General features: G+C 63.8%; 18 protein-coding genes and 1 tRNA gene. 8 read left to right on the forward strand and 11 right to left on the reverse strand.

Annotated features, from left to right (window positions below; genetic code table 11):
• Positions 1 to 246 precede the first annotated feature (246 nt).
• Positions 247 to 1,542, reverse strand: coding sequence for an Nramp family divalent metal transporter (locus tag AC50X5_RS01710; RefSeq protein ID WP_494974446.1), 1,296 nt, complete (start codon positions 1,540 to 1,542; stop codon positions 247 to 249).
• Positions 1,543 to 1,670: 128 nt separating this feature from the next.
• A complete protein-coding gene (locus tag AC50X5_RS01715; RefSeq protein ID WP_494974447.1) occupies positions 1,671 to 2,606 on the reverse strand; it encodes a dihydrodipicolinate synthase family protein in 936 nt (311 codons plus the stop codon).
• 166 nt (positions 2,607 to 2,772) lie between these two features.
• On the opposite strand from AC50X5_RS01715, the gene AC50X5_RS01720 reads away from it, so the two are divergent.
• The 5 genes from AC50X5_RS01720 (at position 2,773) to AC50X5_RS01740 (ending at position 7,717) form a co-directional block, all read left to right on the forward strand.
• Positions 2,773 to 3,804, forward strand: a complete 1,032-nt coding sequence (locus AC50X5_RS01720) for a LacI family DNA-binding transcriptional regulator (protein WP_494974448.1) — start codon at positions 2,773 to 2,775, stop codon at positions 3,802 to 3,804.
• Between the two features lie 19 nt (positions 3,805 to 3,823).
• Positions 3,824 to 3,988 carry an Rv2993c-like domain-containing protein gene (locus tag AC50X5_RS01725; protein WP_494975201.1) on the forward strand — a complete coding sequence of 55 codons (165 nt, stop codon included), beginning with the start codon at positions 3,824 to 3,826 and terminating at the stop codon, positions 3,986 to 3,988.
• A 7-nt stretch (positions 3,989 to 3,995) separates the two neighbouring features.
• Positions 3,996 to 4,241 carry a hypothetical protein gene (locus AC50X5_RS01730; protein ID WP_494974449.1) on the forward strand — a complete coding sequence of 82 codons (246 nt, stop codon included), beginning with the start codon at positions 3,996 to 3,998 and terminating at the stop codon, positions 4,239 to 4,241.
• A gap of 179 nt (positions 4,242 to 4,420) precedes the next feature.
• Complete coding sequence (locus AC50X5_RS01735; RefSeq protein ID WP_494974450.1) at positions 4,421 to 5,212, forward strand: ABC transporter ATP-binding protein; 792 nt, start codon at positions 4,421 to 4,423, stop codon at positions 5,210 to 5,212.
• 3 nt (positions 5,213 to 5,215) lie between these two features.
• Complete coding sequence (locus tag AC50X5_RS01740) at positions 5,216 to 7,717, forward strand: ABC transporter permease (protein ID WP_494974451.1); 2,502 nt, start codon at positions 5,216 to 5,218, stop codon at positions 7,715 to 7,717.
• A 72-nt stretch (positions 7,718 to 7,789) separates the two neighbouring features.
• Here AC50X5_RS01740 and metG read toward each other — a convergent pair whose 3' ends face one another.
• The 8 genes from metG to ilvD all read right to left on the reverse strand — a co-directional run bounded on the left by metG (position 7,790) and on the right by ilvD (position 20,546).
• On the reverse strand, positions 7,790 to 9,349 hold the full coding sequence (gene metG / locus AC50X5_RS01745; RefSeq protein ID WP_494974452.1) for a methionine--tRNA ligase: 1,560 nt from the start codon (positions 9,347 to 9,349) through the stop codon (positions 7,790 to 7,792).
• Between the two features lie 34 nt (positions 9,350 to 9,383).
• Positions 9,384 to 10,139 carry an ABC transporter ATP-binding protein gene (locus AC50X5_RS01750; protein WP_494974453.1) on the reverse strand — a complete coding sequence of 252 codons (756 nt, stop codon included), beginning with the start codon at positions 10,137 to 10,139 and terminating at the stop codon, positions 9,384 to 9,386.
• Entirely contained in the window at positions 10,136 to 12,928 is a 2,793-nt protein-coding gene (locus AC50X5_RS01755; RefSeq protein WP_494974454.1) for an ABC transporter permease, read from the reverse strand. The genes AC50X5_RS01750 and AC50X5_RS01755 overlap by 4 nt, the downstream gene beginning before the upstream one ends.
• Before the next feature lie 217 nt (positions 12,929 to 13,145).
• Positions 13,146 to 14,735, reverse strand: a complete 1,590-nt coding sequence (gene serA / locus AC50X5_RS01760; RefSeq protein ID WP_494974455.1) for a phosphoglycerate dehydrogenase — start codon at positions 14,733 to 14,735, stop codon at positions 13,146 to 13,148.
• Positions 14,736 to 14,864: 129 nt separating this feature from the next.
• The gene (ilvC, locus tag AC50X5_RS01765) at positions 14,865 to 15,890 is read right to left on the reverse strand and encodes a ketol-acid reductoisomerase (protein ID WP_494974456.1); all 1,026 of its coding nucleotides are present in this window, start codon (positions 15,888 to 15,890) and stop codon (positions 14,865 to 14,867) included.
• Positions 15,891 to 16,012: 122 nt separating this feature from the next.
• Positions 16,013 to 16,525, reverse strand: coding sequence for an acetolactate synthase small subunit (gene ilvN / locus AC50X5_RS01770; RefSeq protein WP_494974457.1), 513 nt, complete (start codon positions 16,523 to 16,525; stop codon positions 16,013 to 16,015).
• A gap of 2 nt (positions 16,526 to 16,527) precedes the next feature.
• Entirely contained in the window at positions 16,528 to 18,435 is a 1,908-nt protein-coding gene (locus AC50X5_RS01775; RefSeq protein WP_494974458.1) for an acetolactate synthase large subunit, read from the reverse strand.
• Between the two features lie 389 nt (positions 18,436 to 18,824).
• Entirely contained in the window at positions 18,825 to 20,546 is a 1,722-nt protein-coding gene (ilvD, locus tag AC50X5_RS01780; RefSeq protein ID WP_494974459.1) for a dihydroxy-acid dehydratase, read from the reverse strand.
• 212 nt (positions 20,547 to 20,758) lie between these two features.
• Between ilvD and AC50X5_RS01785 the strand changes: the two genes are divergently transcribed.
• The 3 genes from AC50X5_RS01785 to AC50X5_RS01795 all read left to right on the forward strand — a co-directional run bounded on the left by AC50X5_RS01785 (position 20,759) and on the right by AC50X5_RS01795 (position 23,201).
• The gene (locus AC50X5_RS01785) at positions 20,759 to 21,802 is read left to right on the forward strand and encodes a sunset domain-containing protein (RefSeq protein WP_494974460.1); all 1,044 of its coding nucleotides are present in this window, start codon (positions 20,759 to 20,761) and stop codon (positions 21,800 to 21,802) included.
• Positions 21,799 to 23,013: a PQQ-dependent sugar dehydrogenase gene (locus AC50X5_RS01790; protein ID WP_494974461.1), complete on the forward strand. Its 1,215-nt coding sequence runs from the start codon at positions 21,799 to 21,801 to the stop codon at positions 23,011 to 23,013. Before AC50X5_RS01785 ends, AC50X5_RS01790 begins: the two co-directional genes overlap by 4 nt.
• Before the next feature lie 115 nt (positions 23,014 to 23,128).
• A tRNA-Lys gene (locus AC50X5_RS01795) sits at positions 23,129 to 23,201 on the forward strand.
• 132 nt (positions 23,202 to 23,333) lie between these two features.
• Here the strand turns inward: AC50X5_RS01795 and AC50X5_RS01800 are convergent.
• Positions 23,334 to 23,783, reverse strand: a complete 450-nt coding sequence (locus tag AC50X5_RS01800; protein ID WP_494975202.1) for a MarR family winged helix-turn-helix transcriptional regulator — start codon at positions 23,781 to 23,783, stop codon at positions 23,334 to 23,336.
• Positions 23,784 to 23,810 lie beyond the last annotated feature (27 nt).

Below are 23,810 nucleotides of genomic sequence, written 5' to 3' on the forward strand. Positions count from 1 at the left end.
CACCTACAACGCCTTCAATGTGCTGCTCGACGCTGAACTAAACACAGCGACAGTTGAAGATGAGTTTGACGTTGATCGCCAAATCACGGTCATGCTTGACGAGTTCCGGACGCTCATCTCAAGTCAGGGTTTCCCTGTTATGGGTGGTTAACCGCGCACGGCGGTTAACCATTGGGGGTCATGGGTAATGCCCCCACCATCATGGGTGGGGGCATCACTCCTGTTCATTTCTGGTGTGGGTGGCGGCTAACTGATCAGGAGTGTGATGAGCCGTATAGACAGAGCGATGATCGCGATGAGGCCGATGGCGGCGAAGAGGTTGTGCCACCATTTGTTGCGGAGCTCCCCCATGACGGCGGTCTTGTTGGCCATGATGACGATGAGGACTCCGAGCAGGGGTGCGATGAGTACGGTGAGGGCCTGGGCGATGACGATCAGGCCTATGGGTGATGACTGGAAGGACAGGGTAATGATCAGTCCGAAGGCGAGGATTATGCCGGTGATGATGCGGGCGGTGGGTGATCCTGCTTTGGACCCGCGGCCCAGGCCGTCGGAGAGCATGGTGCCGCCGGCGGTGGCGTTGGCGATCATGGAGGAGAAGGCTGCTCCGGAGAGGCCGAGGGCGAAGACCTTGGCTCCGATAGGCCCTGCCAGAGGTGCGAAGACGGAGGCGAGGGCGTTGATGGTTCCTGCTTCCGCCCCGGTTTTGCCCAGGACTGCGGCGGCGACCATGATGACCAGTGCTGTCATGATGCCGGGTGCGACAATACCGGGGATGGTGTCCACGAGGGTGATATCGCGGTAGTCGGCGCGGGTGCGGCGGTGTTCCTTGATGCCGTAGGAGGTGTAGAAGGCGGCGTTGATGGAGAAGTTGGTGCCGACGAGGGCGACAATGAGGATTTCGCTGCCAGGGGGAAGCGTCGGGACCATACCAGCCATGGACCGGTACCAGTCCGGTTGGGCGACGACGGTGCTGGCGACGAAGGCCAGGCCCATGAGGACAACGATGACCAGCAGGGCCTTTTCCACGATCCCGTAGACGTTCCTGAAGGCCAGGACGAAGGCGACTGCAGCAGTGCACACGACCGTCCACACGATCGGAGATCCGCCGAAGACCAGGGAGAGTCCGAGACCGGACCCGACCGCGTTGCCGACAGAGAACATCAGCGTGATGCCGAAGACGCCGAACCCTGCGAGGACGCCAACCCACTTACCCAGGTGTTCCTTGATGGAGGTGATCAGGGAGGTGGGCGTTGCGATGCCGAGCCGGACGCTCATATCGGTGAAGAAGATCATCAGGATGGTTGAGATTGCGATGACCCAGACAAGGCTGTAGTCGAACCTGCTTCCGGCCTGTACCGCGGTGGTGAGATTGCCGGGTCCGAACTGCCAGGCTCCGACGACGAAAGCCGGGCCCATCAGGGCAAGGTAGCCCAGGAAAGTGCGTTTCCTGGTGGTCCCGGTGGGCTGGTTTCCTTGCTGGGTGGCCATCTCTTCTTCCCAAGGTCCAGGGCTGGTGATGGTCTTATTCTGCTCGCGCATCGGCGAGTCCTCCTTATACAGCGACGTTGCTGGGGGGCGTCATTGGCCCGGGGTGGAGAGCAAAAAGCTGGGAAACGGGCGGCGGGCCGAGGAGCCCGCCACCCGTAAAGGACCCTGGAGGGGCCGAGTTAGACGGCGGCGGTGACCTTGCCGATGTCTGCGGCGGCGAAGGCCTCCGCGATTTCGGTATCGGCACCCTCGGGCAGGGGCAGGAGCGGGGTGCGCACTGTGGCGTGGTCCAGAATGCCTCGGTTCACGAGGCCCCACTTCAAGGCCACGGTGCCTTCCATGTGGGAGCCGCGGTGGTAAACGTTCTTGGTCACCGGGAGCAACCGCTCATGGATTGCGTGGGCACGCGGGTAGTCCTGTGCCTTGCCGGCCTCGATCAGTTCGACGAGCAGTTCGGGGGCGATGTTGCCGTAGCCGACGAGCAGACCGTCGACATCGAACATTGTCGGCAGAAGGTACTCGTCATGGCAGGACAGCACCTGCAGCTCAGGGTACGCGGCCCGCAATGCGGGGATCTCGGTATACCACCGGCGCATGTTCCGGACACCGTTCTTCGTGGCAAAGACGCCCTCCTGGCCGGCGATCTCCAGCTGGGTGTCCAGGTCGTAGTTCGCCTTGGTGTTGTCGGGGTACTGAAACATGATCAGCGGCAGACCGGACTCGTCATAAATTTCCTGGTAGCGCGCCTGCGGCGCGCCCTTCTGGAAGCCGAAGCGCAGCCACCCGTGCGAGGGGTAGACGAGACCAGCCGCTGCGCCGGCCTCGGCGGCCTTCTTGGCCTCGAGAGCCGCGGTCTTATTGCCCTCCTTCGTGATGCCCGCCACGACCGGCACACGGCCGTCGGTCGACGCCACGAACGCCCGGATGACGTCCAGCTGCTCTTCTTCGGTAAGGAACGTACCCTCACCAGCGTGCCCCAGGACGACGAGGCTCTTCACGCCCTCAATCGATCCGAGCCACGAACCCAGACGCTGGATTGCAGCGAAGTCGACAGCGCCATCTTCGGTGAACGGGGTGACAGGTGCGGGGCTGAGTCCGCGGAGATCGAGTGTCATTTCAGCTACCTTCTTGTCTTCATTGATGGTCGGCAGTCCCGCTCGAATGAAAACGTTTGCGGGAACGCTTTCAATTTTGCACGTGTCGCAGCTCACTGTCAAGAGAACGTTTGCAAGAAGGAGGAATAGAGTGTCTGTTAGACCCCTGCTAAAGAGGAGAACGCCCATGGAACCGGTAGCCCACGGCACTGCCGTCACACTGAAGGACGTCGCAGCAGCCAGCGGCGTGAGCATCTCCACCGCCAGCCGTGCCCTGGATGAGCGCACTACTTCACGTTCCGCGGCGGCGGCGCACGTCCGAAAAATCGCCGAAGAACTCGGCTACCGCCGGAACTCTTTCGCTTCCAGCCTCCGCCGGGGTGAAACCCGGACCCTCGGCGTTCTTGTCCCCCGCCTCAGCGACACCGTTATGGCCCTGATGTTCGAACAGCTCGAACGGGCCGCCTCCTCCCGCGGCTACTTTGCAATGGTGGCGACCAGCGGAGATGATCCCAACGACGAACGCCGCGCCGCTGAAACCCTGCTTGACCGCAACGTGGACGGCCTCATCCTGGCCACTGCCAGGCTCGACGATGAGCTCCCCCGCCTTTTACGCGAACGCGGCGTGGCCCACGCCCTGGTGCTGCGCACGGACGGCTTCAGCCCTTCTGCCTTAGGTGATGACGAGATGGGTGGATACCTTGCCGCACGCCACCTGATCGACCTCGGCCACCGCGACATCGCCGTCGTGACAGGACCTTCCTTTACCTCCACCGGCACCGCCCGACTCGCCGGCGCCCGCCGCGCGATGAAAGAAGCCGGCATCAACCCGCCCGACAATTGGCTCATCGCCGCAGGGTACGGCATCGAAAACGGGTACACCGCCGGTGAAACTCTCCTCAGCCCCAACCGCCGCCCCACAGCGATTTTTGCAGCCAACGACAACACCGCCATGGGAATCATGGCTGCCGCCCACCATCAGAACGTCCGGGTAGGGGACGACCTTGCTCTCGTGGGCTACAACGACACCCCACTCGCCTCCAGACTCCCCACTCCCCTGACTTCCGTCCACGTCCATCTCGACCAAATCGCCACAGCAGCCATCGACCTCATCATCGATCCGGGGAAAGAACCCCGGGTCAGGAAGTCACTGCCAACGCTGATCCCCCGCCAATCAAGCGGAGCACCCAGCCGCTTCCCGGCCACGGCCGACACGTAAACAGGACCTGCATGCGCGTATTGCCAGATTCTCAACCGGCGGCGCTGAGCCCTTCTTCGGCGTCGCCGAAGGCCCCGCGGGGCACGAAGAGATCACCGCCATCGACGGTGACCCCTTCCTTGAAGGGATAAACCCCACAACTTCCCGCTACAAAACCGAACACCGCCATAGTCGGACCGAATGAACCGGCCATGCTCCTGAAATTCTCCTCAGAGGTGACTTTTGAAGCCGAACTGTGCGCCATCATCGGCCAGCGCTGCAAAGAAGTCGCCGCGGACGAAATCGCGGAATTCATCTTTCAAAGCCATCACGCACGAGCCGTCCGGCACGGCAACCAAAGCCATACCCGCCTCCCCTGGGTAGCCACGACCCTACAACGGCCGCGGAACGATCCCGCTCAACAACATAAGGACAGCAGCCAAAGGAGCATCGTCTAAGACGTAAACCGGGCCAGGGACGGCGGAGTTCTGCGACGCCGGCACTGGACCCGACAGTGCCGCCTGGAGCGTTTACACCCCGGGCCGCGTACAGTCTCAGACCCCGGTATGAGGCGGCGTCCGCGAAAGCAGGCCCCCGGAAGGATTCCCGTGCGGGCGGCGGTACATAGCGTGGAATCATGACCACTTCCGCGAATGTTCAACAGTCCCCCACAAGCCACGGCGGGCCCGTCCAGGCACCAGCCGCCGGACCCGCCGTCCAAGCCATTTCCGTTTCAAAGACCTACGGCCGGAACGAAACGCGGGTCACCGCCCTCCGCGATGTCTCCGTCAACTTCGATACAGGCCGCTTTACTGCGATTATGGGCCCATCGGGCTCGGGAAAATCAACACTCATGCATTGCCTTGCCGGCCTGGATACCGCAGATACCGGCAGCATCCTGGTTGGCGGAACAGACATTACCGGGCTCAAGGACAAAGAACTCACGGCACTGCGGCGTGAACGCATCGGCTTTGTCTTCCAGGCGTTCAACCTGGTTCCCACCCTCACTGCCGAACAAAACATCACCCTGCCGCTGGCACTGGCGGGCAGCCGCAGCGACACTGAGTGGCTGGACTACGTGGTCACCACCCTGGGCCTGCAGGACCGCCTCAAGCACCGCCCGCACGAACTGTCCGGCGGCCAGCAGCAAAGGGTAGCTGTGGCCCGTGCCCTGCTGACCCGCCCGGACGTCATTTTCGGTGACGAACCCACGGGAAACCTGGACTCGACGGTCGGCGGCGAAGTACTGGCCCTCTTGCGCCGCAGCAGCAGGGAGCTGGGCCAGACCATCATCATGGTGACCCATGATCCGGTGGCAGCCAGCTACGCCGACCGCGTGGTCCTGATGAGTGACGGAAAACTGGTGGGCGAGGTACTGGAGCCGACCGCTGCCTCGGTCCTGACCGCCCTCGGCAAGCTGGGGGCATAGCCAATGCTTCGCGTTGCACTTTCCCAGTTCACCGCCCACAGCCGGCGGTTCGTAGCCGTCGGGCTCGCGGTCATGCTTGCCGTGGCATTCCTCTCCACCACACTGATGGTCAACGCCAGCACCAGCGCCTCGCTGGGCGCCAGTCTCGGCGAGGCCTACAAAAAAGCGGACCTCGTTATTGTTCCCAACGGCGACAGCCTGGACCAGGATGCTCTAGATGCCGTAACCGGCACCGCAGGCGTGGACTCCACCTATGGCAGCCAGCGCACTCCCGCCGCCTTCACCGCCAAGGGTGAGGAAGCGGTCGGGATGGTCCGGAACCTTGCCCCGGAAGGCCTTGAGACCGCCGTCCTGATCGAAGGCACCTATCCGGCTACGCCGTCGGACATCACCGTCGACGCAACCACCGCGCAACGGCTGGAGATCAAGACCGGTGACACCCTGGCGCTCCAGGCCCTGGACGGTCCAACCACCGTTTCGTTACAGGTCACGGGATTGCTGCGGCCCAGCGCCGATCCGTTCAGTGCCGCGCTGCCCCAGCTTCTGGCACTGTCCCCCACGGTGGGGACGCTCGCGGCCGGTGAAACTTCCCTGGACAGCATCCAGCTCACGGCACTGCCGGGAACCAACACCGGCCAACTCAAAGACGCACTTACTTCTTCCATCGGCGCCACCGGACAGTCCGGCGTCACCGTCAGGACCGCCGCGGAACAGGTCACCTACCAAGTGGCCTCAATGACCGGGGGCCAGGACCAGTTGACCGGCATCCTGCTGGCTTTCGCAGCTGTCGCCCTGGTGGTCTCCGGACTGGTTGTCAGCAACACCTTCGCCGTCCTGGTAGCACAGCGGACCCGGGAGCTTGCCCTGCTCCGCTGCCTCGGCGCCGGCCGGAACCAGGTGCGCAACTCCGTCCTGGCCGAAGCCCTGGTGGTTGGCTTCGTGGCCTCCGTGCTGGGTGTGCTCGCCGGAACAGGGCTCATGGCCGGCCTGGTGTCATGGGCCGCAGCCCAGCCGGACCGGCAGTTTGCCACGCTGGCCGTCCCGCCGTCGGCCATTATTGTTGGCCTCCTGGCAGGCGTCCTGCTGACGGTGGCAGCAGCCTATGTCCCTGCACGGGCGGCGACTGCCGTGGCGCCCCTGGCCGCGCTCCGGCCAGCCGACGATGCCAGCCTGGGCAATACGAAGGGCAAGCTGCGGCTGGTCTTGGGGCTGTTGGCCATTGTTCTGGGCGTTCCGTTGCTGGTGATCGGCGCCCTGCTGGGCCAGCTGGTGATCGGCTTTGGCGGGGGCCTGCTGTCATTCCTCGGTGTCCTGATGTGCTCCACCCTGTTCATTCCGCGCCTGGTTTCCCTGGTGGGCAAACTGGCTGCCCCGGCCGGAGTTCCCGGCAGGCTGGCAGCGCTGAACTCCGTCCGGAACCCCGGGCGGACTTCCGTGACCGCTGCCGCACTGCTGATCGGCGTCACCCTGGTGACGCTGATGATGACCGGAGCGGCTTCGTCACGGACCGCTTTTGACCAGATGCTGGCCAAAAACTACCCGGTGGACCTCGCCGTATCGCTCTCCTCCCCGGCCACATCGGAAGGCACAGAGCCCGCCGCCCCGGCCATGACGGTGGCGCAGCGCGACGCGGTCCGTGCCATCTCCGGTGTCTCCAAAGCGGAACTGCTGCCCATTGTGGGTCAGCTGGACGTGGATGGCGCCAGCACGCCGGTCTACGCGATTCCCGCGGACAGCGCAGCCGCCTTGTTGCTCGACCAGTCGATGGCAGTTGAGCCCGGCAAGATCTACCTTCCGGAAGATTCCGCCGCCGGGCCAGCGACCGTGAAGGGAAGCACGGCCACACTGGACCTCGACGCCGTCGTCCTCGAAGCCCGCGGCCTGCCGCCGTTCATCAGCACGGAGACGGCCCAGCCGCTGCTGGAAGGCGCCTCGCCCACCTCCGGAGAAGCAATGTGGATCAGCCTCGGGGAATCGGACAACAAGCTGTCCGGCGACGACGTCCGGAACATCCAGGCGTCCGTAGCCCAGGCTCTGGGCATGCCGGAGAGTGCTGTGAATGGTGCCGCCCTGGAGCGGGTCACCTTCAACGAAATCATCGACGTCCTGTTGCTGGTAGTCACCGGGCTGCTTGCCGTGGCGGTAGTCATCGCCCTGATCGGGGTGGCCAACACCTTGTCCCTGTCGGTCCTGGAGCGGACCAGGGAGAACTCGCTGCTCCGGGCCCTGGGGCTGACCCGCGGCCAGCTGCGCGCCATGCTGGCACTGGAAGCGGTCCTGGTTGCCGGAGTTGCGGCGTTGATCGGCGCAACACTTGGCAGCATCTATGGCTGGCTGGGCGCCATGTCCGCTCTGGGCAGCGTGGCCACCGTGGCGCCGTCGATCCCCTGGCTGCAGCTCCTGGCCGTGCTGGCCGTGGCAGTGGTGGCGGGACTGCTGGCATCGGTAGTTCCGGCCCGGCGTGCCGCGCGGCTCTCCCCGGTGGCGGGACTGGCGACGGCGTAGGACGCCATCGGGCGGCAGCAGGCGCACTCATGAGAGACGCCTGCTGCCGCCCGATTGGGCTGCCCGGCTTGATCAGGCCTCGGCAGGCTCTTCGTATTTCGGGAACACCGGCGTGGGAGCCGGCAGGGCAGTACCCGGAACAATCGGCGTCCCCAGCGCTGCGAACTGACGGGCATCGCCCTTCGGCTGGCCCAGCGCATCCAATACGGCTCCGGTCGCACCGGGCATCACGGGCTGGACCAGGATGGCAACGATCCGAAGAACTTCCAGCGTGACGTACAGGACCGTGTTCATGCGTTCGACGTCGGTCTTCCGCAGCACCCAGGGCGCCTGCTCAGCAAAGTAGGCGTTGGTGTCGCCGAGGACACTCCAGATGGCTTCGAGGGCGCGGCTGAATTCCTGCTTTTCGAAGGCGGCCCGGGATGCCTCAAGCAGCCCGTTGGCCTGTGCCAGCAGCGCCTCATCCGCGGCGCTGAAAGCCCCCGGGGCAGGCACCTGACCGCCGCAGTTCTTGGCGACCATGGACAGCGACCGCTGCGCAAGGTTGCCGAAGTTGTTGGCCAGGTCTGCGTTCATACGGCCCACGATGGCGTCATGGTGGTAGCTGCCGTCCGCTCCGAACGGTACTTCACGCAGGAAGAAGTAGCGGACCTGGTCCAGGCCGTACTGCTCCACAAAGTCGGCCGGTGCCACCACGTTGCCCAGCGACTTGGACATCTTGACACCGGCGTTGTGCAGGAAGCCGTGGATCATCACGCGCTTGGGCAACTCCAGCCCTGCGCTCATCAGGAACGCAGGCCAGTAAATGGCATGGAAGCGGGAGATGTCCTTGCCGATCACGTGGACATCTGCGGGCCAGTACTTCCGGAATGATGCCGACTCAACATCCGGATAGCCAACGCCGGTCAGGTAGTTGGTCAAAGCATCGACCCAGACGTACATCACGTGTTTGTCGTTGCCGGGCACCGGGACACCCCAGTCAAAGGTGGTGCGGCTGATCGAGAGGTCATCCAGGCCGCGCTTGACGAAGCTGATGACCTCGTTGAAACGGGACTGCGGGGCGCCGAACTCCGGGTGCGCCTCGTAGAGGTCCAGGAGCCGGTCCTGGTAGGAGGACAACCGGAAAAAGTAACTCTCCTCAGCCGTCCACGTCACCTCGGTGTCCGTCTCCTTCGAGTAGCGCACACCGTCGTCCTTGACCACGGTCTCGTCCTCGACGTAGTACGCCTCATCGCGGACCGAGTACCAGCCCTCGTATTTATCGAGGTAGATATCGCCGTTCTCCTCCATCTTCTTCCAGATGGCCTGGGACGCCGCGTAGTGGTCGGCGTCCGTGGTGCGGATGAAGCGGTCGTACGTGATTCCCAGGGCGGCATGCGCAGCCTTGTACACCTCAGCGTTACGGTCCACCAGCTCCTTGGGCGTAATGCCCTCCTTCTCCGCGGCCTGGGCGATCTTCATCCCGTGCTCATCGGTACCCGTCAGGAACATCACGTCGTAGCCGTCCAGGCGCTTGAACCTGGCCATGGCGTCCGTGGCGATGTACTCGTAGGCATGGCCGATGTGCGGCACGCCATTGGGGTAGGTAATGGCGGTGGTGATGTAGAACGGCGTTTTTGCGGGGGAAGTCACGGGCGGAGATTACCTTCGGTGTGCAGAGGGGGAACTAAATCAGTTCGGTGAGGGTGTCGCTTTGGCGGACCAGCTCGTGATCGTGGGAGGCCACCAGGACGGCGATGCCGTCGTTGGTGGTGTCCTTCAGGATGCTGATGATGCGGTTGGCCGAGGCCCGGTCGAGGCTGGCCGTGGGCTCATCCACCACCAGGACACGCGTGCCGAGGATCAGCGCGCGGGCAATGGCCACCCGCTGGCGTTCGCCACCGGACAGCTGCGCGGGGCGGTGCCGCATGCGGCGGCCCAGCCCCACCAGGTCCAGCAGGTCCTTTGCCATGTCGTGGCGCTGTTTGACCTCTCCGTCGGGAACCGCAGGCAACAGCACGTTCTCCAGCGCACTCATTCCGTCGATCAGCGCGCCGCCCTGGTCCACATACCCGATCAGGGCACGACGGCGGTCGGCAATTTCGTCGTCGCCCATTGTTTCGAGGGAATCGCCTTCCCAGAAAACCCTGCCCGACGTCGGCAGGGACAGTCCGGCGCCGACCGTCAGGATACTGGTCTTGCCGGAGCCACTGCGGCCGGCGACGCAGTGCATCTCACCGGCGTGGAGTGTCAGGTTGAAGTTCTCGACCACCGAGACGGCTTCGGAGCCGCCCTTGCCGCCGCCGTAGCGGATGGTGATGCCGTCCAATTCCATCGGGGTCGCGTGGTCGGCGGACTTGACTATGGTGTTGGCCCTGGTCTGCAGGGCGACATCGCCGTTGGCGCCCCGACGGGTCCGTTGAAGATTGGGCTCGTGTGTCATTGGACCACTTTCGTTGCAATTGGAATCCAGCAAAGTACGGCGACCAGGCCGGCCAGGCCCGCCCACAGGACAGCGTACGGGGCCACCAGCAGGCCGATCCCCAGCGCTCCCAGAACGCCCAGCGGAACGGCCACGGTTCCCACCAGGGCATTTTCGAAAAGGCGCACCTGGCGGAGCATGTCAGGGTTCCAGCCCATCGCTTCCAAAATGGAAAGGTACTGGCGTTTGGCCTGGAGTTCAAACCGACCCGTGACGAGCGTCAGGACCAGTCCCACCAGGACCCCGGCGAGGGCCAGGATAACGCTTGGAGCGGCGATGCTCGCCGCCGCCAGGCCGCTCAGGGCGCTGGCACCGGCCGCCCTGGGAATATCGATAAGCAGCGCAATCAGACCACCGACTGCCGCTCCAAAGACGCCAACGGCCACGGCAAGCGCCACGGTGTTGAACTTGTTGGTACTCAGCTGCCGGTTGGCAAACGTCAGCGCGGAGTCGACGGGAATAAGCCGCTCATCATGCTGCGGCTCCTGGTCGATGACGTCGCGGTGGCGCAGCTGCTGGGCGGCGAAGAAGGCCGCGGCGGCGTACAGGACCAGGACGGAAGCAGAGACGACGGCGGTCACCAGGCTCCAGCTGACCAGGCTCAGGATCAGGCCGGACAGGGCGAGCATGCCTGCCCCCACACCGAACTCAGCGAGGACCCAGGAGCGGATCCTTGCCTGTGTCCAGCCCATGGCACGCAGGATGCCCGCTTCTGTCCGGCGCTTCCGGACATAGCTGACGGTGGAGGCACCGGTCAGCAACGCTGCGCCGCAGAGAGTGAGGAACAGCAAGGTGATGTTTGTGCTGGTCAAGGAACCGGACACTGCGTCTGCGGCGTTCTGCCTGACCCACGACTGCTCGACGGTGCCCAGCGCGGACTCCTTGCCGGCGTCATCCTTGGAGTACCCCGGAACGAAGATGCTCACGTCCTCGCGGGCTGAACCGGCCACGACGGTGGCCTCCAGGCCGAGGCCGCGGATCTGGTCCGCCAGCTCCTCGACCTCAGGCTGGGCCTGCTTCCAGCTGCCGCCTGCGGAGGAACGTACCCGGATGGCGTCGATGACGTCCGCGTTCTCAGCGTAGCCGCGGGCAGCCGCGAGGCCGTAGTAGTCAGTGATGGCGCCCGCCGACTGGCTGGCCAGCCCCGTCGCACTCAGCGACGGCTTCAGGGTGGTGGCCTCTACAGTGTTGCCGTCCGCATCACGCGTCAGCGTCAGCGGCGTGGGATCGTAGCCGCCCAACGGCAGGCGGTTGACGTCGCCGGCGGCTTCCTGGACGGCAGCGGGATCAAAAGTGCCATAGACCATGGGCAGCGGTGCCGCCAGCTTCCCGCCTGTCTCGAGGTCTTCACGGTAGGCGCGCTCGTCCACCGGATCGCGCTGGGTTTGATCCACGGGCGAACCATCCACTCCCGTGCTCGGGAGCCGGTTGACGGTGACCCAATCGCGGGGAACTGCGGTTTTCGCTACTGCCCCGTTGGGCGCAGTCCCGGAATCGGTGTAGTCGGGGGCGGCGGCAAAGTCGGTGCTCCACTTGGCCGGCTCGTAAAGGCCCTGGTTGAAGTTTCCGCCGGCGCCCAAGAGGCCGGAGTGGTCCTTGGATCCAGGCCAGGACAAGGCGAAGGGATCATCGGATACGAACGGCAGGTAGCCTTCTCCGAGCGATCTGGTCGCAGTGCCGATGTCCTTGACCACGTTTCCGGCCGCGTCGAGTTCCTCGATCTTGACGTTGTATGTCAGGTCAAGGGTGGTCCCGGAGCGGACAATCAACGGGATGGCCTGAGAGTCTGCAGTGATGTGGCCCTTGGCTTTGGCCTGCTGGTACTGGGACATCAGGGGGGCCCAGTACTTGAGCTTGACGCCCAGGAAATCAGGGCCTTCTTCCAGTTCCTTGGGCGTGATGCCACTGGTGAAGAGGCTTTCGAAGTGGCGGCCGATTGCACCGGCGTTACGGGCATCGGCGGGAGGCGCTTTTTCCAGCGGAGCCAGGAAATCGCCGGCCGTACCGAGCAGTGCACGCTCGGCAATGGGGTCAACGGCCACAACTGATTCGGTGATTTCCGGCGCCGTGGGCAGCGACACTGAAAGATTGAACAGGTTGTGGACGGAGCCGCCGGCCGGAGACGGGAACTTGATGCCGGTCTCGCTTTCGGCGGGAGCAATCTGGATGCTGGTGCCGCCGGGGGTGGTGGTCTCCACGATGCGGGCCTTGCCCAGCGAGCCCTCAGCGGATGTCTCAAACAGGGTCTGCTGGCTGGATCCGTCGGAGCTGACGGCAGAGGCCGTCAACCGGTACTTCTTGGCTTCGTCCGTCAGTACGGACTCGGCAGCGGGCCACGATGACGGACTCGTCCCGCCGGGCTGCTCAACTGTCGCGGTGCCCACCAGGCCGGGGTTGTAACCCAGGTAGTCCATGGCGTCCAGCCGCGGTGCCTGCACGTTTTGTGTGACCCGGGAGACAAGGCTGATGGGGGCCGCCACCGAGGTGCCGCCGAGCTCACGGATGCTTTCCAGCTGTTCAAAACTGATGCCCCCGGAACCGTTGGCGATGTCCGGCTGCAGCAGTACTCCGGAATCCGCTTTCGGCTGTACGAGGATGTCGTAGAGTCCGCGGGAATTCTCATCCACTGTCCGGTCCAGCGCGGCCTGCGACTGTCCCTGGACCAGGACGGAGAGTCCCATGGCGATGATCAAAATGGCCGCGGTCAACAGCAGCACACGGCTTCTGATGAACCTCTGGACGGCGTTCATTGGGCTCCTGAAAGCTGGATTGCGTACGCACGCCACAACCCTCCGGGGGAAGTGAAGGGTCGTGTCCCTGGCGGGGGTGCAAAAGGTATCGGCCGGCCTGCCCGGCATGGTCCCGCAAAGGGACGATGCCATTGTAAGCAGACCGGCCAATCATACGTGCCTCGCCCTGGCGCGTCGCATGGGCGCGTCGCAAAGCGGAGGAACACGCGTCGTGAATCTAGTCTTCGAGGTCCACTTCACGGACCATGTCAGCGCCGATGCCGGCCTTGATCGCGTCAAGAACCTGCTGCGGCACAGAACTGTCGATGGTCAGCAGCGCAAGAACCTGGCCACCTTCTGCCTGGCGGGCAACCTGCATGCTTGCGATGTTGATGTTGTTCATGCCCAGGATGTGGCCGATCGTGCCGATGACGCCGGGGCGGTCCGAGTACGCCACCACCACCAGGTGCTCGCTGATGGGGATTTCCATCTCGAAACCGTTGATTCCCACCAGCTTCTGGATCTGCTTAGGACCGGTCAAGGTACCGGCAACGGAGATCTGGCTGCCGTCGCTGAGGGCGCCGCGCAGGGTCAAAACGTTGCGGTACGACTCGGTGTCCGGTGTGGTGATGAGCCGGACGTTGATTCCGCGCTGCTCCGCGATCACCGGCGCGTTAACGTAGGAGACCTGCTCGGTCACAACATCGGCAAAGATGCCCTTGAGCGCTGCCAGTTCAAGAACCTTGACGTCAAGGGTGGAGATCTCTCCGGCCACCTCTACGTCCACCTGGGTGAGGGAGGCGTGGGTCATGGCGGTGAAGATGCGGCCCAGTTTTTCGATCAGCGGTATGCCGGGTCGGACGTCCGGAGCAATGACGCCACCGGCGACGTTGACGGCGTCCGGGACCAGCTCACCGGCCAGGGCCAGGCGGACGGACTTGGCCACCGAAACGCCGGCCTTCTCCTGCGCCTCGTCAGTGGATGCACCCAGGTGCGGGGTGACTATCACGTTGTCCAGCTTCATGAACGGCAGGTCTGTGCTGGGTTCCTTGACGAAGACGTCTACGGCGGCACCGGCGATCTGGCGGTCCTGCAGGGCCTCGAACAATGCGGCTTCGTCCACCAGGCCGCCGCGCGCGACGTTGACGACGTAGGCGCTGGGCTTCATCTTGGTGAAGGCATCAGCACCCAGCATCCCGACGGTCTCCGGGGTCTTCGGCATGTGGATAGTGACGAAGTCAGCCTGGCTCAGGAGCTCATCGAGCGTGACCAGCTTGACGCCCAGCTGAGCGGCGCGGGCCGAGGTGATGTAGGGGTCGTAGGCAAGGATCTCGGTGTCGAAGCCCTGAAGGCGTGCGGCAACGAGCGCGCCGATCCGCCCCAGGCCGATGATGCCGATCTTCTTCTCGAAGAGCTCAATGCCTGTGTACTTGGAGCGTTTCCATTCGCCGCCCTTGAGCGCTGCGCTGGCCTGCGGGATGTGGCGGGCCAGGCTCAGGATGTGGCCCACGGTCAGTTCCGCCGCCGAGACGATGTTCGACGTCGGGGCGTTGACCACCATGACCCCTGCCTGGGTGGCTGCCTTAATGTCCACATTGTCCAGGCCTACGCCGGCGCGGGCGATGACTTTGAGGTTCCTGGCTGCTGCAATGGCCTCGGCATCAACCTGTGTTGCGGAGCGGACCAGGATGGCGTCGACGTCGACGATGGCCGCCAGCAGCTGGGAACGATCCGCGCCGTCGGTCTGGCGGATCTCGAAATCCGGGCCAAGGGCCTCAATGGTGGCGGGCGAAAGTTCTTCAGCGAGAAGTACTACAGGTTTTGACACGGTGATCCTCTGCGTTGCAGTCCGGGGGATAAATTAAAGTCTAGGCTTACACGAAGGCCGGGCCCACATTGTTAAGTGTGAACCCGGCCTCAGTCTTGCGTAAGGGTTGCGAAGGTGGTGGGACGCAGCTTAGCGGGCTGCTGAACCTTCCACGTAGTCCACGTCCTGCTGCTGCCAGGAGAACAAGGAGCGCAGTTCGCGGCCAACGGCCTCGATCGGGTGCTGCTCTGCCTTGGCGCGCAGCTCCTTGAACTCAACGCCGCCGTTGTCCTGGTCCTCGATGAAGCGCTTGGCGAATGCACCGGACTGAATGTCGGCGAGGACAGCCTCCATGTTTTCTTTCACCTCGGGGGTGATGACGCGCGGGCCGGAGACGTAGTCGCCGTACTCCGCGGTGTCAGAAACGCTCCAGCGCTGCTTGGCGATGCCGCCTTCCCACATGAGGTCAACAATGAGCTTGAGCTCGTGGAGTACCTCGAAGTAGGCGATCTGCGGCTGGTAACCGGCCTCGGTCAGGGTCTCGAAACCGTACTGGACCAGCTGGGAGACGCCGCCGCACAGGACAGCCTGCTCGCCGAAGAGGTCCGTTTCGGTCTCTTCGGTGAAGGTGGTCTTGATGACGCCGGCGCGGGTGCCGCCGATTGCTTTGGCGTAGGACTTGGCCAGTTCCCAGGCGGAACCTGAGGCGTCCTGCTCGACGGCGATGATGTCCGGGATGCCACGGCCGGCTTCGAATTCGCGGCGCACGGTGTGGCCGGGGGCCTTCGGTGCGATGAGGATGACGTCAACGCCCTCCGGCGCCTCGATGTAGCCGAAGCGGATGTTGAAGCCGTGTGCGAAGGCCAGTGCCTTGCCCGGCGTCAGCTTGTCCTTGATGGAGTCGTTGTAGATCGAGCGCTGGTGCTGGTCCGGCGCCAGGATCATGATGACGTCGGCCCATTCAGCAGCGTCGGCAACGTTCTTAACCGTAAAGCCCGCCTCTTCGGCCTTGGCGATCGACGAGGATCCCTCCTTCAGGGCGATGGCAACCTCGACACCGGAGTCGCGGAGGTTCAAGGCGTGGGCATGACCCTGTGAGCCATAGCCGACGATTGCGACCTTGCGACCCTGGATGATCGACAGGTCGGCGTCATCGTCATAGAACATTTCAGTCACTTGGGGTTTCTCCTCTTGAGTGGATTCTTAGGTAATTAGTTCTGTGGTGTTGCGGTTTCTTGGTACTGCGCGGGATTTGCGTCACCGGAGGGCTATGGCCCTTCCCTGTGCATGAAGCGGTACTAAGCGCTGCGCAAGGCCCTGTCACTCATGGAGCGGGATCCCCGTCCAACAGCCAAGGTGCCGGACTGCACAATTTCGCGGATACCGAACGGTTCAAGCACCGAAAGGAGTGCATTGATTTTATCCGGGTGGCCGGTGGCTTCAATGACGACGGACTCGGTGGAGACGTCGACAACTGAAGCGCGGAACAGGTCTGCAGCCTGGGTCACCTGCAGGCGTGTTCCGGCATCCGCACGCACCTTGACCAGGATGTGGTCCCGCTGCACGGAAGATTCGGAGGTCAGCTCAACGATCTTGATGACGTTGACCAGCTTGTTCAACTGTTTGGTGACCTGTTCGATCAGGTCTCCGTCGGCGTCGACCACTACTGTCATCCGGGACATGCCCGGGACTTCGGTGGGGCCTACTGCCAGCGAGTTGATGTTAAAGGCGCGGCGGGCGAAGAGGCTGGCTACCCGGGTCAGTACGCCGGGTTTGTCTTCAACCAGGACGGAGAGTGTGTGGCGGGGCATGTTCAGTCTTCCTCTTCCCAATCCGGGGTCAGGTTGCGGGCAACCTGGATCTGGTCGTTGCTGACGCCGGCGGGCACCATTGGCCACACCATGGAGTTGGGGCTGACCACGAAATCGATAACCACGGGACGGTCATTGATTTCCAGCGCCTTCTGGATGGTTGCGTCGATGTCTTCGTCGCGCTCACACCGGAAGGATGCGCAGCCGTAGGCATCGGCCAGCTTGACGAAGTCCGGGATCCGGATGGTGTCATGACCGGTATTGAGGTCGGTGTTGGAGTAGCGGCCCTCGTAGAAGAGGGTTTGCCACTGCCGGACCATGCCCAGCGATGAGTTGTTGATGACGGCGACCTTGATGGGGATCTTGTTGATGGCGCAGGTAGCAAGTTCCTGGTTGGTCATCTGGAAGCATCCGTCGCCGTCGATGGCCCAGACCACACGGTCCGGCTCGCCCACCTTCGCGCCCATTGCTGCCGGCACGGCATAGCCCATGGTCCCGGCGCCGCCGGAATTGAGCCAGGCGTGCGGGCGCTCGTACTTGATGAACTGGGCTGCCCACATCTGATGCTGGCCCACGCCGGCAACGTAAATGCCTTTCGGTCCGGTCAGCGCACCAATGCGCTCGATGACCTTCTGCGGAGCGGTCAGGCCGTCATCCGGTTCGGTCCAGCCCAGCGGGTAGGTTTCCTTCAGGTTGTTCAGGAAGGTCCACCAGTGACCCAGATCCGGAGTACCCGTGGCTCCGAACTGGGCTTTCACGGCCTCGGTCAGTTCCGGAATGATCTCCTTGACCGAGCCGACAATAGGAACGTCGGCCGTCCGGTTCTTGGAGATTTCCGCAGGGTCGATGTCAGCGTGGATGACCTTGGCCAGCGGCGCAAAGGTCTTCAGCACGCCGGTGACCCGGTCATCAAAGCGGGCGCCCAGCGTGATCAGGAGGTCGGACTGCTGCAGCGCCGTTACGGCGGAGACGGTGCCGTGCATACCTGGCATCCCCATGTGCTGAGGGTGCGAGTCCGGGAACACTCCCTTGGCCATCAGGGTAGTGACCACGGGGGCTCCGGTTGCTTCGGCCAGTTCAAGCAACTCCGCGGAGGCATGGGCCTTAACAACACCGCCGCCCACGTAGAGGACCGGCTTCTTGGCCGCAGCAATCAGTTTGGCGGCTTCGCGGACCTGCTTGTTGTGGCCGCGCGTGACCGGGCGGTAGCCGGGCAAGTCAATCCGCGGCGGCCAGGAGAAGGTCATCTGGCCTTGCTGTGCGTCCTTGGCAACGTCAACCAGGACCGGGCCTGGGCGGCCCGTCGACGCAAGGTGGAAGGCCTCTGCCATCACGTGCGGAATGTCATTGGGATCGGTCACCAGGAAGGAATGCTTGGTGATGGGCATGGTAATGCCCACGATGTCCGCTTCCTGGAAGGCGTCGGTGCCGATCACCCCGCTGGAGACCTGGCCGGTGATGGCCACCATCGGTACGGAGTCCATGTGGGCATCCATGATGGCGGTGACGAGGTTGGTGGCTCCGGGGCCGGAGGTGGCGATGCAGACGCCTACCCGGCCGGTAACCATGGCGTAGCCTTGCGCGGCGTGGCCGGCTCCCTGTTCGTGACGCACCAGCACGTGATTCATGCTGGATGCCATCAAGGGGTCATAGGTGGGCAGGATCGCGCCACCGGGCAAACCGAAGATGTCGTCGACGCCGAGTTCTTCGAGCGAGCGGACGATTGCTTGTGAGCCGGTCATCACCGTCGGGGGTACGACGTTGTTCGGCCCAAGTACAGGAGAGACAGCAGCAAGATCGGTGACGACGACGGCGGTGCCAGCCGCTCGATCGGCACGTTCCGGAGCCTTGGGGGCTCCTGTGGACTTTGTAGCCATCAGCGAGGGGCTGATCGGCGATCCTTTGCTCATCGGACTCTTCCTTGTGGATCATGGGTGTTGCCTGGAAACTGCGGAAAATAAAAAAACCCCTCAGCCGAAAGGCTCTGCGAGGGGTTGCGCGTGACGGTTCGTTACCAGTCGGGCTATTGAGCCACGCGCCTGGTAAGGACGACGCCAACGGTAACGAAACTGATCATGCGATCAGTTTTCCCTCTGGTGGGAAACGTGTCAACGCGACCCCTTCAACGTCTCACCATGTGGACACCATTGTCCACCCACTGGTCCATCGCCCGTTTGAGAACCCACTGCCCGGCTGAAGCGGAAGGCTCCCCTACCGCCTCTGGCGGAAGGGCTAAATAAAGGCGATTCCGAGGGCCCCTTGTGGCGCGGCGCCCCGCGCAGCGCCACAAGGGAAAGAATCACCCGCAGTATGCACCCGTGGAGGCGCTGTGCACCAGCTTGGCGTACTTGGCGAGCACGCCCTTGGTGTACCTGGCCGGGAGCGGCTCCCAGCCGACTTTGCGGGATTCGAGCTCGGCCTCATCCACCAGGAGATCGAAGCTGCGAGCTGCGATGTCTACCCGGATCCGGTCGCCGTCCTTCACAAAGGCAATGGGACCGCCGTCGACCGCTTCCGGGGCAACGTGGCCGATGCAGAGGCCCGTAGTGCCTCCGGAGAACCGTCCGTCGGTCAGCAGCAGGACATCCTTGCCCAGCCCCGCACCCTTGATGGCGCCGGTGATGGCCAGCATCTCGCGCATGCCGGGACCACCCTTGGGTCCTTCGTAGCGGATGACCACTACATCGCCCTTGTGGATCTCACCGTTATCGAGGGCCTCGAGGGCGCCCTGCTCGCGTTCGAAGACCCTGGCTGTGCCCTCGAAAACGTCTGCGTCGAACCCTGCGCTCTTCACCACGGCGCCTTCAGGTGCCATGCTGCCGTGCAGGATGGTGATGCCGCCGGTCTTGTGGATGGGGTTGTCCATCGCCCGGAGGATCTTGCCGTCGAGGTCCGGCGGGTTGATGGCGGCGAGGTTCTCCGCAACGGTCTTACCGGTGACGGTGAGGCAGTCGCCATGCAGAAGGCCTGCGTCGAGCAGTGCACGCATGATGACAGGCACACCGCCGATTTTATCGACGTCGGTCATGACGTAACGGCCGAACGGCTTGAGGTCGCCCAGATGCGGGATGCGGTCGCCGATGCGGTTGAAGTCGTCCAGCGTCAGTTCAACTTCAGCTTCGCGGGCAATGGCGAGCAGGTGCAGCACGGCGTTGGTGGAACCGCCGAAAGCCATGGTGACTGCGATGGCATTCTCGAACGCCTTCTTGGTCATGATGTCACGGGCGGTGATGCCGAGGCGGAGCAGGTTAACCACCGCTTCACCGGACTTACGGGCAAACTCATCACGACGGCGGTCTGCTGAAGGCGGAGCTGCCGAACCCGGCAGTGACATGCCCAGCGCCTCGCCAATGCATGCCATGGTGTTGGCCGTGTACATGCCGCCGCAGGCGCCTTCACCGGGACAGATGGCCTTTTCGATGCGGGTGAGGTCTTCCAGGCTCATCTTGCCCGCGGCGCAGGCGCCGACGGCTTCGAAGGCGTCAATCAGGGTGACTTCCTTTTCGGAACCATCCTCCAGCTTGACCCAGCCGGGCATGATCGAGCCGGCGTAGAGGAACACACTGGCCAGGTCCAGGCGGGCAGCGGCCATCAGCATGCCGGGAAGCGACTTGTCACAGCCGGCCAGCAGCACCGAGCCGTCGATGCGCTCAGCCTGCATCACGGTTTCCACGGAGTCAGCAATGACTTCGCGGGAGACGAGTGAGAAGTGCATGCCCTCGTGGCCCATGGAGATGCCGTCGGAAACGGAAATGGTGCCGAACTGCATGGGGAACCCTCCGCCCGCGTGGACGCCTTCTTTGGCTCCCTGGGCAAGGCGGTTGAGGGAAAGGTTGCAGGGGGTGATTTCGTTCCAAGAACTGGCGACGCCGATCTGCGGCTTGGCGAAGTCGTCATCGCCCATGCCGACGGCCCGGAACATGCCGCGCGCGGGCGCTGCGTGGATTCCGTCCGTGACAACACGGCTGCGTGGCTTGATGTCCGGCGAGGTGGTGGTAGCGATCTGGGTGTCCTGACTCATGGTTCAAAGTCTATGGCTCCCCGGCGGCAGCGAACGACCTTAACCGGCTATGGAAGCCCAAATAAGAGAATATTTCGATCGAATCATGGACGGGCGTCTCACAATGTGGGACACAGCGGTACGTCCGGACCGCCCGGATGCTGGACAGGCCAGATCGCACGGACGTACGGTCATTGCACGGCAACCATGCCTGGCGAAGAGAGGGCTCTGCCATGGAGATTGTTATCGGGCTTATTGCCATTGTCTTGGCAGTCGCCATTATTTGGTGGCTGGTCAACCGCAGGCGCTCGGGCCAGGAAGGCCCGAACAACCAGCCCCCGGCGTCCGAGGACCGGCCTGCCGGTGAGCGCGAGTCCCCTGGAGGAGCAATGTCTCCCGGCAGCCTTGCAAGTCCCTCTGCGGAAGCGGCGGCCAGGGCCGGTATTCCCGGAACGGCTGGATACGGTTCAGCCTCGTCCTCCACCCCGCCCGTCACGCCAGAGGACGAACATGACGCCGCCGTCGCCTACAGCGCAGGAGCGGGCAGCGCTCCTGCGGAGAACGCGGGCCGCCCGGACATGATGTCATCCTCCTCGGGTGCCGAGGCGGAACGTTCCGCCGGAGAGGGCGACGTGGACGACTGGACGGCCGGAACTCCTGCGTCCACCGCGACGGCAGCGGGGTCAACGGCCGTACCCGACCGGCAACTCCGTCCAGAGCCCGACCCCGCAGGTGCCAGCCCGCTGGAAATGGCACCCCCGGAAGCGCAGACCGCCGTAGATTCCAGCACCATAACCACAAGCACCGCCGGGGAGCACAGGGAGGAGGACCGCGAGTCAGAACGGCGGGCGACCGAGGAGCGCGCGGCTGAGGACCAGGCCGAATGGGAAGCGCAATGGTCTGATGCCGAGGGAAAGCCCACCCTGCCACCGTCCGATCACCATAGTGAACACACCACGCCGCACGCCCCAACACTTTCCGACGTGGAAACGGGCGCTGCTGAGCCTACCCAGGGCTCGCCGGGCCAGGACCCGGCGGGGCCAGCGCAATCCATCGGGCACCTGGCCGCCGAGCAGCCGTATGGTGAAGGATCGGCGTCTCCGGGACCCGATGGCGGACCGCCTTCCGGCTACTCGGTTAAGGGTGACGCATCCGCAATGGTCTACTACGACGAAACCGATCCCGGCTACGAGGAAGCAGCCTGCAACGTGTGGTTCCTTTCGGCCGCGCATGCTGAGGCAGCGGGCTTCCGCGAGCCGAGGCGCATGCGGCGATGAGCGCGCCGGGCGGGATGGGCACCGGCCCGCCGGTTCTTCCGCCAGGACAGTGCCGCCCCGTCCACCGCCTCACCATGAATTTCCGCAAGTGGATCGCTACCGTGGGACTTGGCATAGCCTCGGCAACCGCCCTGGCGGCGTGCACCGGCAGCTCACCGCTCCCGGATCCGTCCTCTCCCCTTGCACCACTTTCCACTCCCGCCGCAAATCCCACTGCAGGCCAGCAACAATCGGTTCCGACGGCGGCAGGGGAACCGCAGCTGCTGCGGCGCCTGGACCTTGGGCTGGACACTCCCTGGGCAGTGGTTTTCCTGCCGGACGGTACCGCCGTTATCTCGGAGCGGGACACGGCCCTTCTCAAATCCGTGAAGGACGGCCGGGCAAGCACCGTCGGCGAGGTGCCCGGCGTCGTTCCCGGCGGTGAAGGCGGGCTGCTGGGCCTGGCGGTCTCCCCCGACTTTGCCACGGACAGCTACCTGTACGCCTATTTCACCTCCCGTAGCGATAACCGGATTGCCCGGCTGGCCTTGCAGGCTGATGACAACGGACGACTGACTGCCGGAGCCCCGGAGGTGATCTTCAGCGGCATTCCCAAAGCGACCACCCATAATGGCGGCAGGATCCGCTTCGGCCCAGACGGAATGCTTTACGTGGCTACAGGGGATTCACAGCGCCGGGACCAGCCCCAGGATCGCGAAGCACTGGGCGGCAAGATCCTGCGCCTCACCCCGGATGGAACACCGGCACCGGGCAATCCGTTCGGCAACAACCCCGTCTACAGCTTGGGTCACCGGAACGTCCAGGGCCTGGCGTGGGACAACACCGGACGCCTGTGGGCCAGCGAGTTTGGCCCCACTGTGGATGACGAGCTGAACCTCATTGTGCCCGGTGGAAACTACGGCTGGCCGGTTGTCACGGGCGCGCCCGGCCGCAGCCCCTACATGGATGCCAAGGTTGTCTGGCCTGAGACCGCCGAATCCTCGCCGAGCGGGCTGGAGATCATCGGAACCACCGCCTACCTGGGTGCCCTTCGCGGCCAACGGCTATGGACGGTCCCGCTGGACGGCGAATCGGCAGGTGAGCCTGTGAGCCACTTCACCCGCGAGTACGGCAGGCTGCGTGACGTTGCAAGGGCCCCTGGCGGTGAAATCTGGGTGCTCAGTAATGGTCAGAACCCCGATTTTGCGCTGATTGTCCGCCCTGCTGGTTAGGCGTCAACTGCTGGGGAATGTGGATTTCACTTGGACCGAAACTTCGTGTAGAGTTACATGTCGTTGCGGAGATCGCCGAGGGAAAGAAAAAGCCCATGGCGGCTAATCAACACCTGCACCTCTAGCTCAATTGGCAGAGCAATTGACTCTTAATCAATGGGTTCCGGGTTCAAGTCCCGGGGGGTGCACCCATCAGAAAGCCGGTCCAGGCAAAGCAGAAATGCTGAGCCTGGGCCGGCTTTTGGTTTTGTCCGGACGTACTTTGTGCCTGGAAACCACGCAAAAAAGAGGCCGCTAACCAGCGGCCTCTTCAGTAGTTGCTAGTTGTTGTTTTCAACCATTGCTTTAGTCATGGGCGAGGAATACCGGTTTGCCAGCTCGCGGACCACTGACTGCAGCTCCTGCCGGAGGATATCCGGATCGATCGACGCGGCAGCCAATACGGCACGTTCCATATCGACGGCGGCAGCCACGGCTTCCCTCCCCTGTTCGGTGAGGGAGACCACATGGCTGCGGCGATCTGTGCTGCTGCGGACTCGGGCAATGTGGCCATGGCTCTCAAGACGGCTGAGGGTCTTCCCCATGGTCTGGGCCTGGACGCGCACCAATTGGGCCAGCTGGGCCTGGGTCATGGGCCCGTTGGCAGCCAGGACCTCAATGGCGATCACCCCGGCATGGGTCAGGCCGATAGCTCCCAGCTTTTCATTCCAGGAGTGTTCGACGAGGCGGGCCGCCGTGGACAAGAGACGTCCCGTGGGCCAGCGTTCCATATCAGGCATAGCATCCAGTATAACCAA

It is taken from the genome of Pseudarthrobacter sp. MDT1-40-2 (assembly GCF_059383595.1).

Bases quoted from the DNA above. Each gene is read 5' to 3' on its own strand.
- AC50X5_RS01750 (WP_494974453.1), bottom strand. From the start codon at position 10,139: ATGACACACGAGCCCAATCTTCAACGGACCCGTCGGGGCGCCAACGGC.
- ilvN (WP_494974457.1), bottom strand. From the start codon at position 16,525: ATGCCCCGCCACACACTCTCCGTCCTGGTTGAAGACAAACCCGGCGTA.
- AC50X5_RS01720 (WP_494974448.1), top strand. From the start codon at position 2,773: ATGGAACCGGTAGCCCACGGCACTGCCGTCACACTGAAGGACGTCGCA.
- AC50X5_RS01775 (WP_494974458.1), bottom strand. From the start codon at position 18,435: ATGAGCAAAGGATCGCCGATCAGCCCCTCGCTGATGGCTACAAAGTCC.
- AC50X5_RS01800 (WP_494975202.1), bottom strand. From the start codon at position 23,783: ATGGAACGCTGGCCCACGGGACGTCTCTTGTCCACGGCGGCCCGCCTC.
- AC50X5_RS01735 (WP_494974450.1), top strand. From the start codon at position 4,421: ATGACCACTTCCGCGAATGTTCAACAGTCCCCCACAAGCCACGGCGGG.
- AC50X5_RS01730 (WP_494974449.1), top strand. From the start codon at position 3,996: ATGCTCCTGAAATTCTCCTCAGAGGTGACTTTTGAAGCCGAACTGTGC.
- AC50X5_RS01755 (WP_494974454.1), bottom strand. From the start codon at position 12,928: ATGAACGCCGTCCAGAGGTTCATCAGAAGCCGTGTGCTGCTGTTGACC.
- ilvD (WP_494974459.1), bottom strand. From the start codon at position 20,546: ATGAGTCAGGACACCCAGATCGCTACCACCACCTCGCCGGACATCAAG.
- AC50X5_RS01715 (WP_494974447.1), bottom strand. From the start codon at position 2,606: ATGACACTCGATCTCCGCGGACTCAGCCCCGCACCTGTCACCCCGTTC.
- AC50X5_RS01740 (WP_494974451.1), top strand. From the start codon at position 5,216: ATGCTTCGCGTTGCACTTTCCCAGTTCACCGCCCACAGCCGGCGGTTC.
- AC50X5_RS01785 (WP_494974460.1), top strand. From the start codon at position 20,759: ATGGAGATTGTTATCGGGCTTATTGCCATTGTCTTGGCAGTCGCCATT.
- AC50X5_RS01710 (WP_494974446.1), bottom strand. From the start codon at position 1,542: ATGCGCGAGCAGAATAAGACCATCACCAGCCCTGGACCTTGGGAAGAA.
- AC50X5_RS01790 (WP_494974461.1), top strand. From the start codon at position 21,799: ATGAGCGCGCCGGGCGGGATGGGCACCGGCCCGCCGGTTCTTCCGCCA.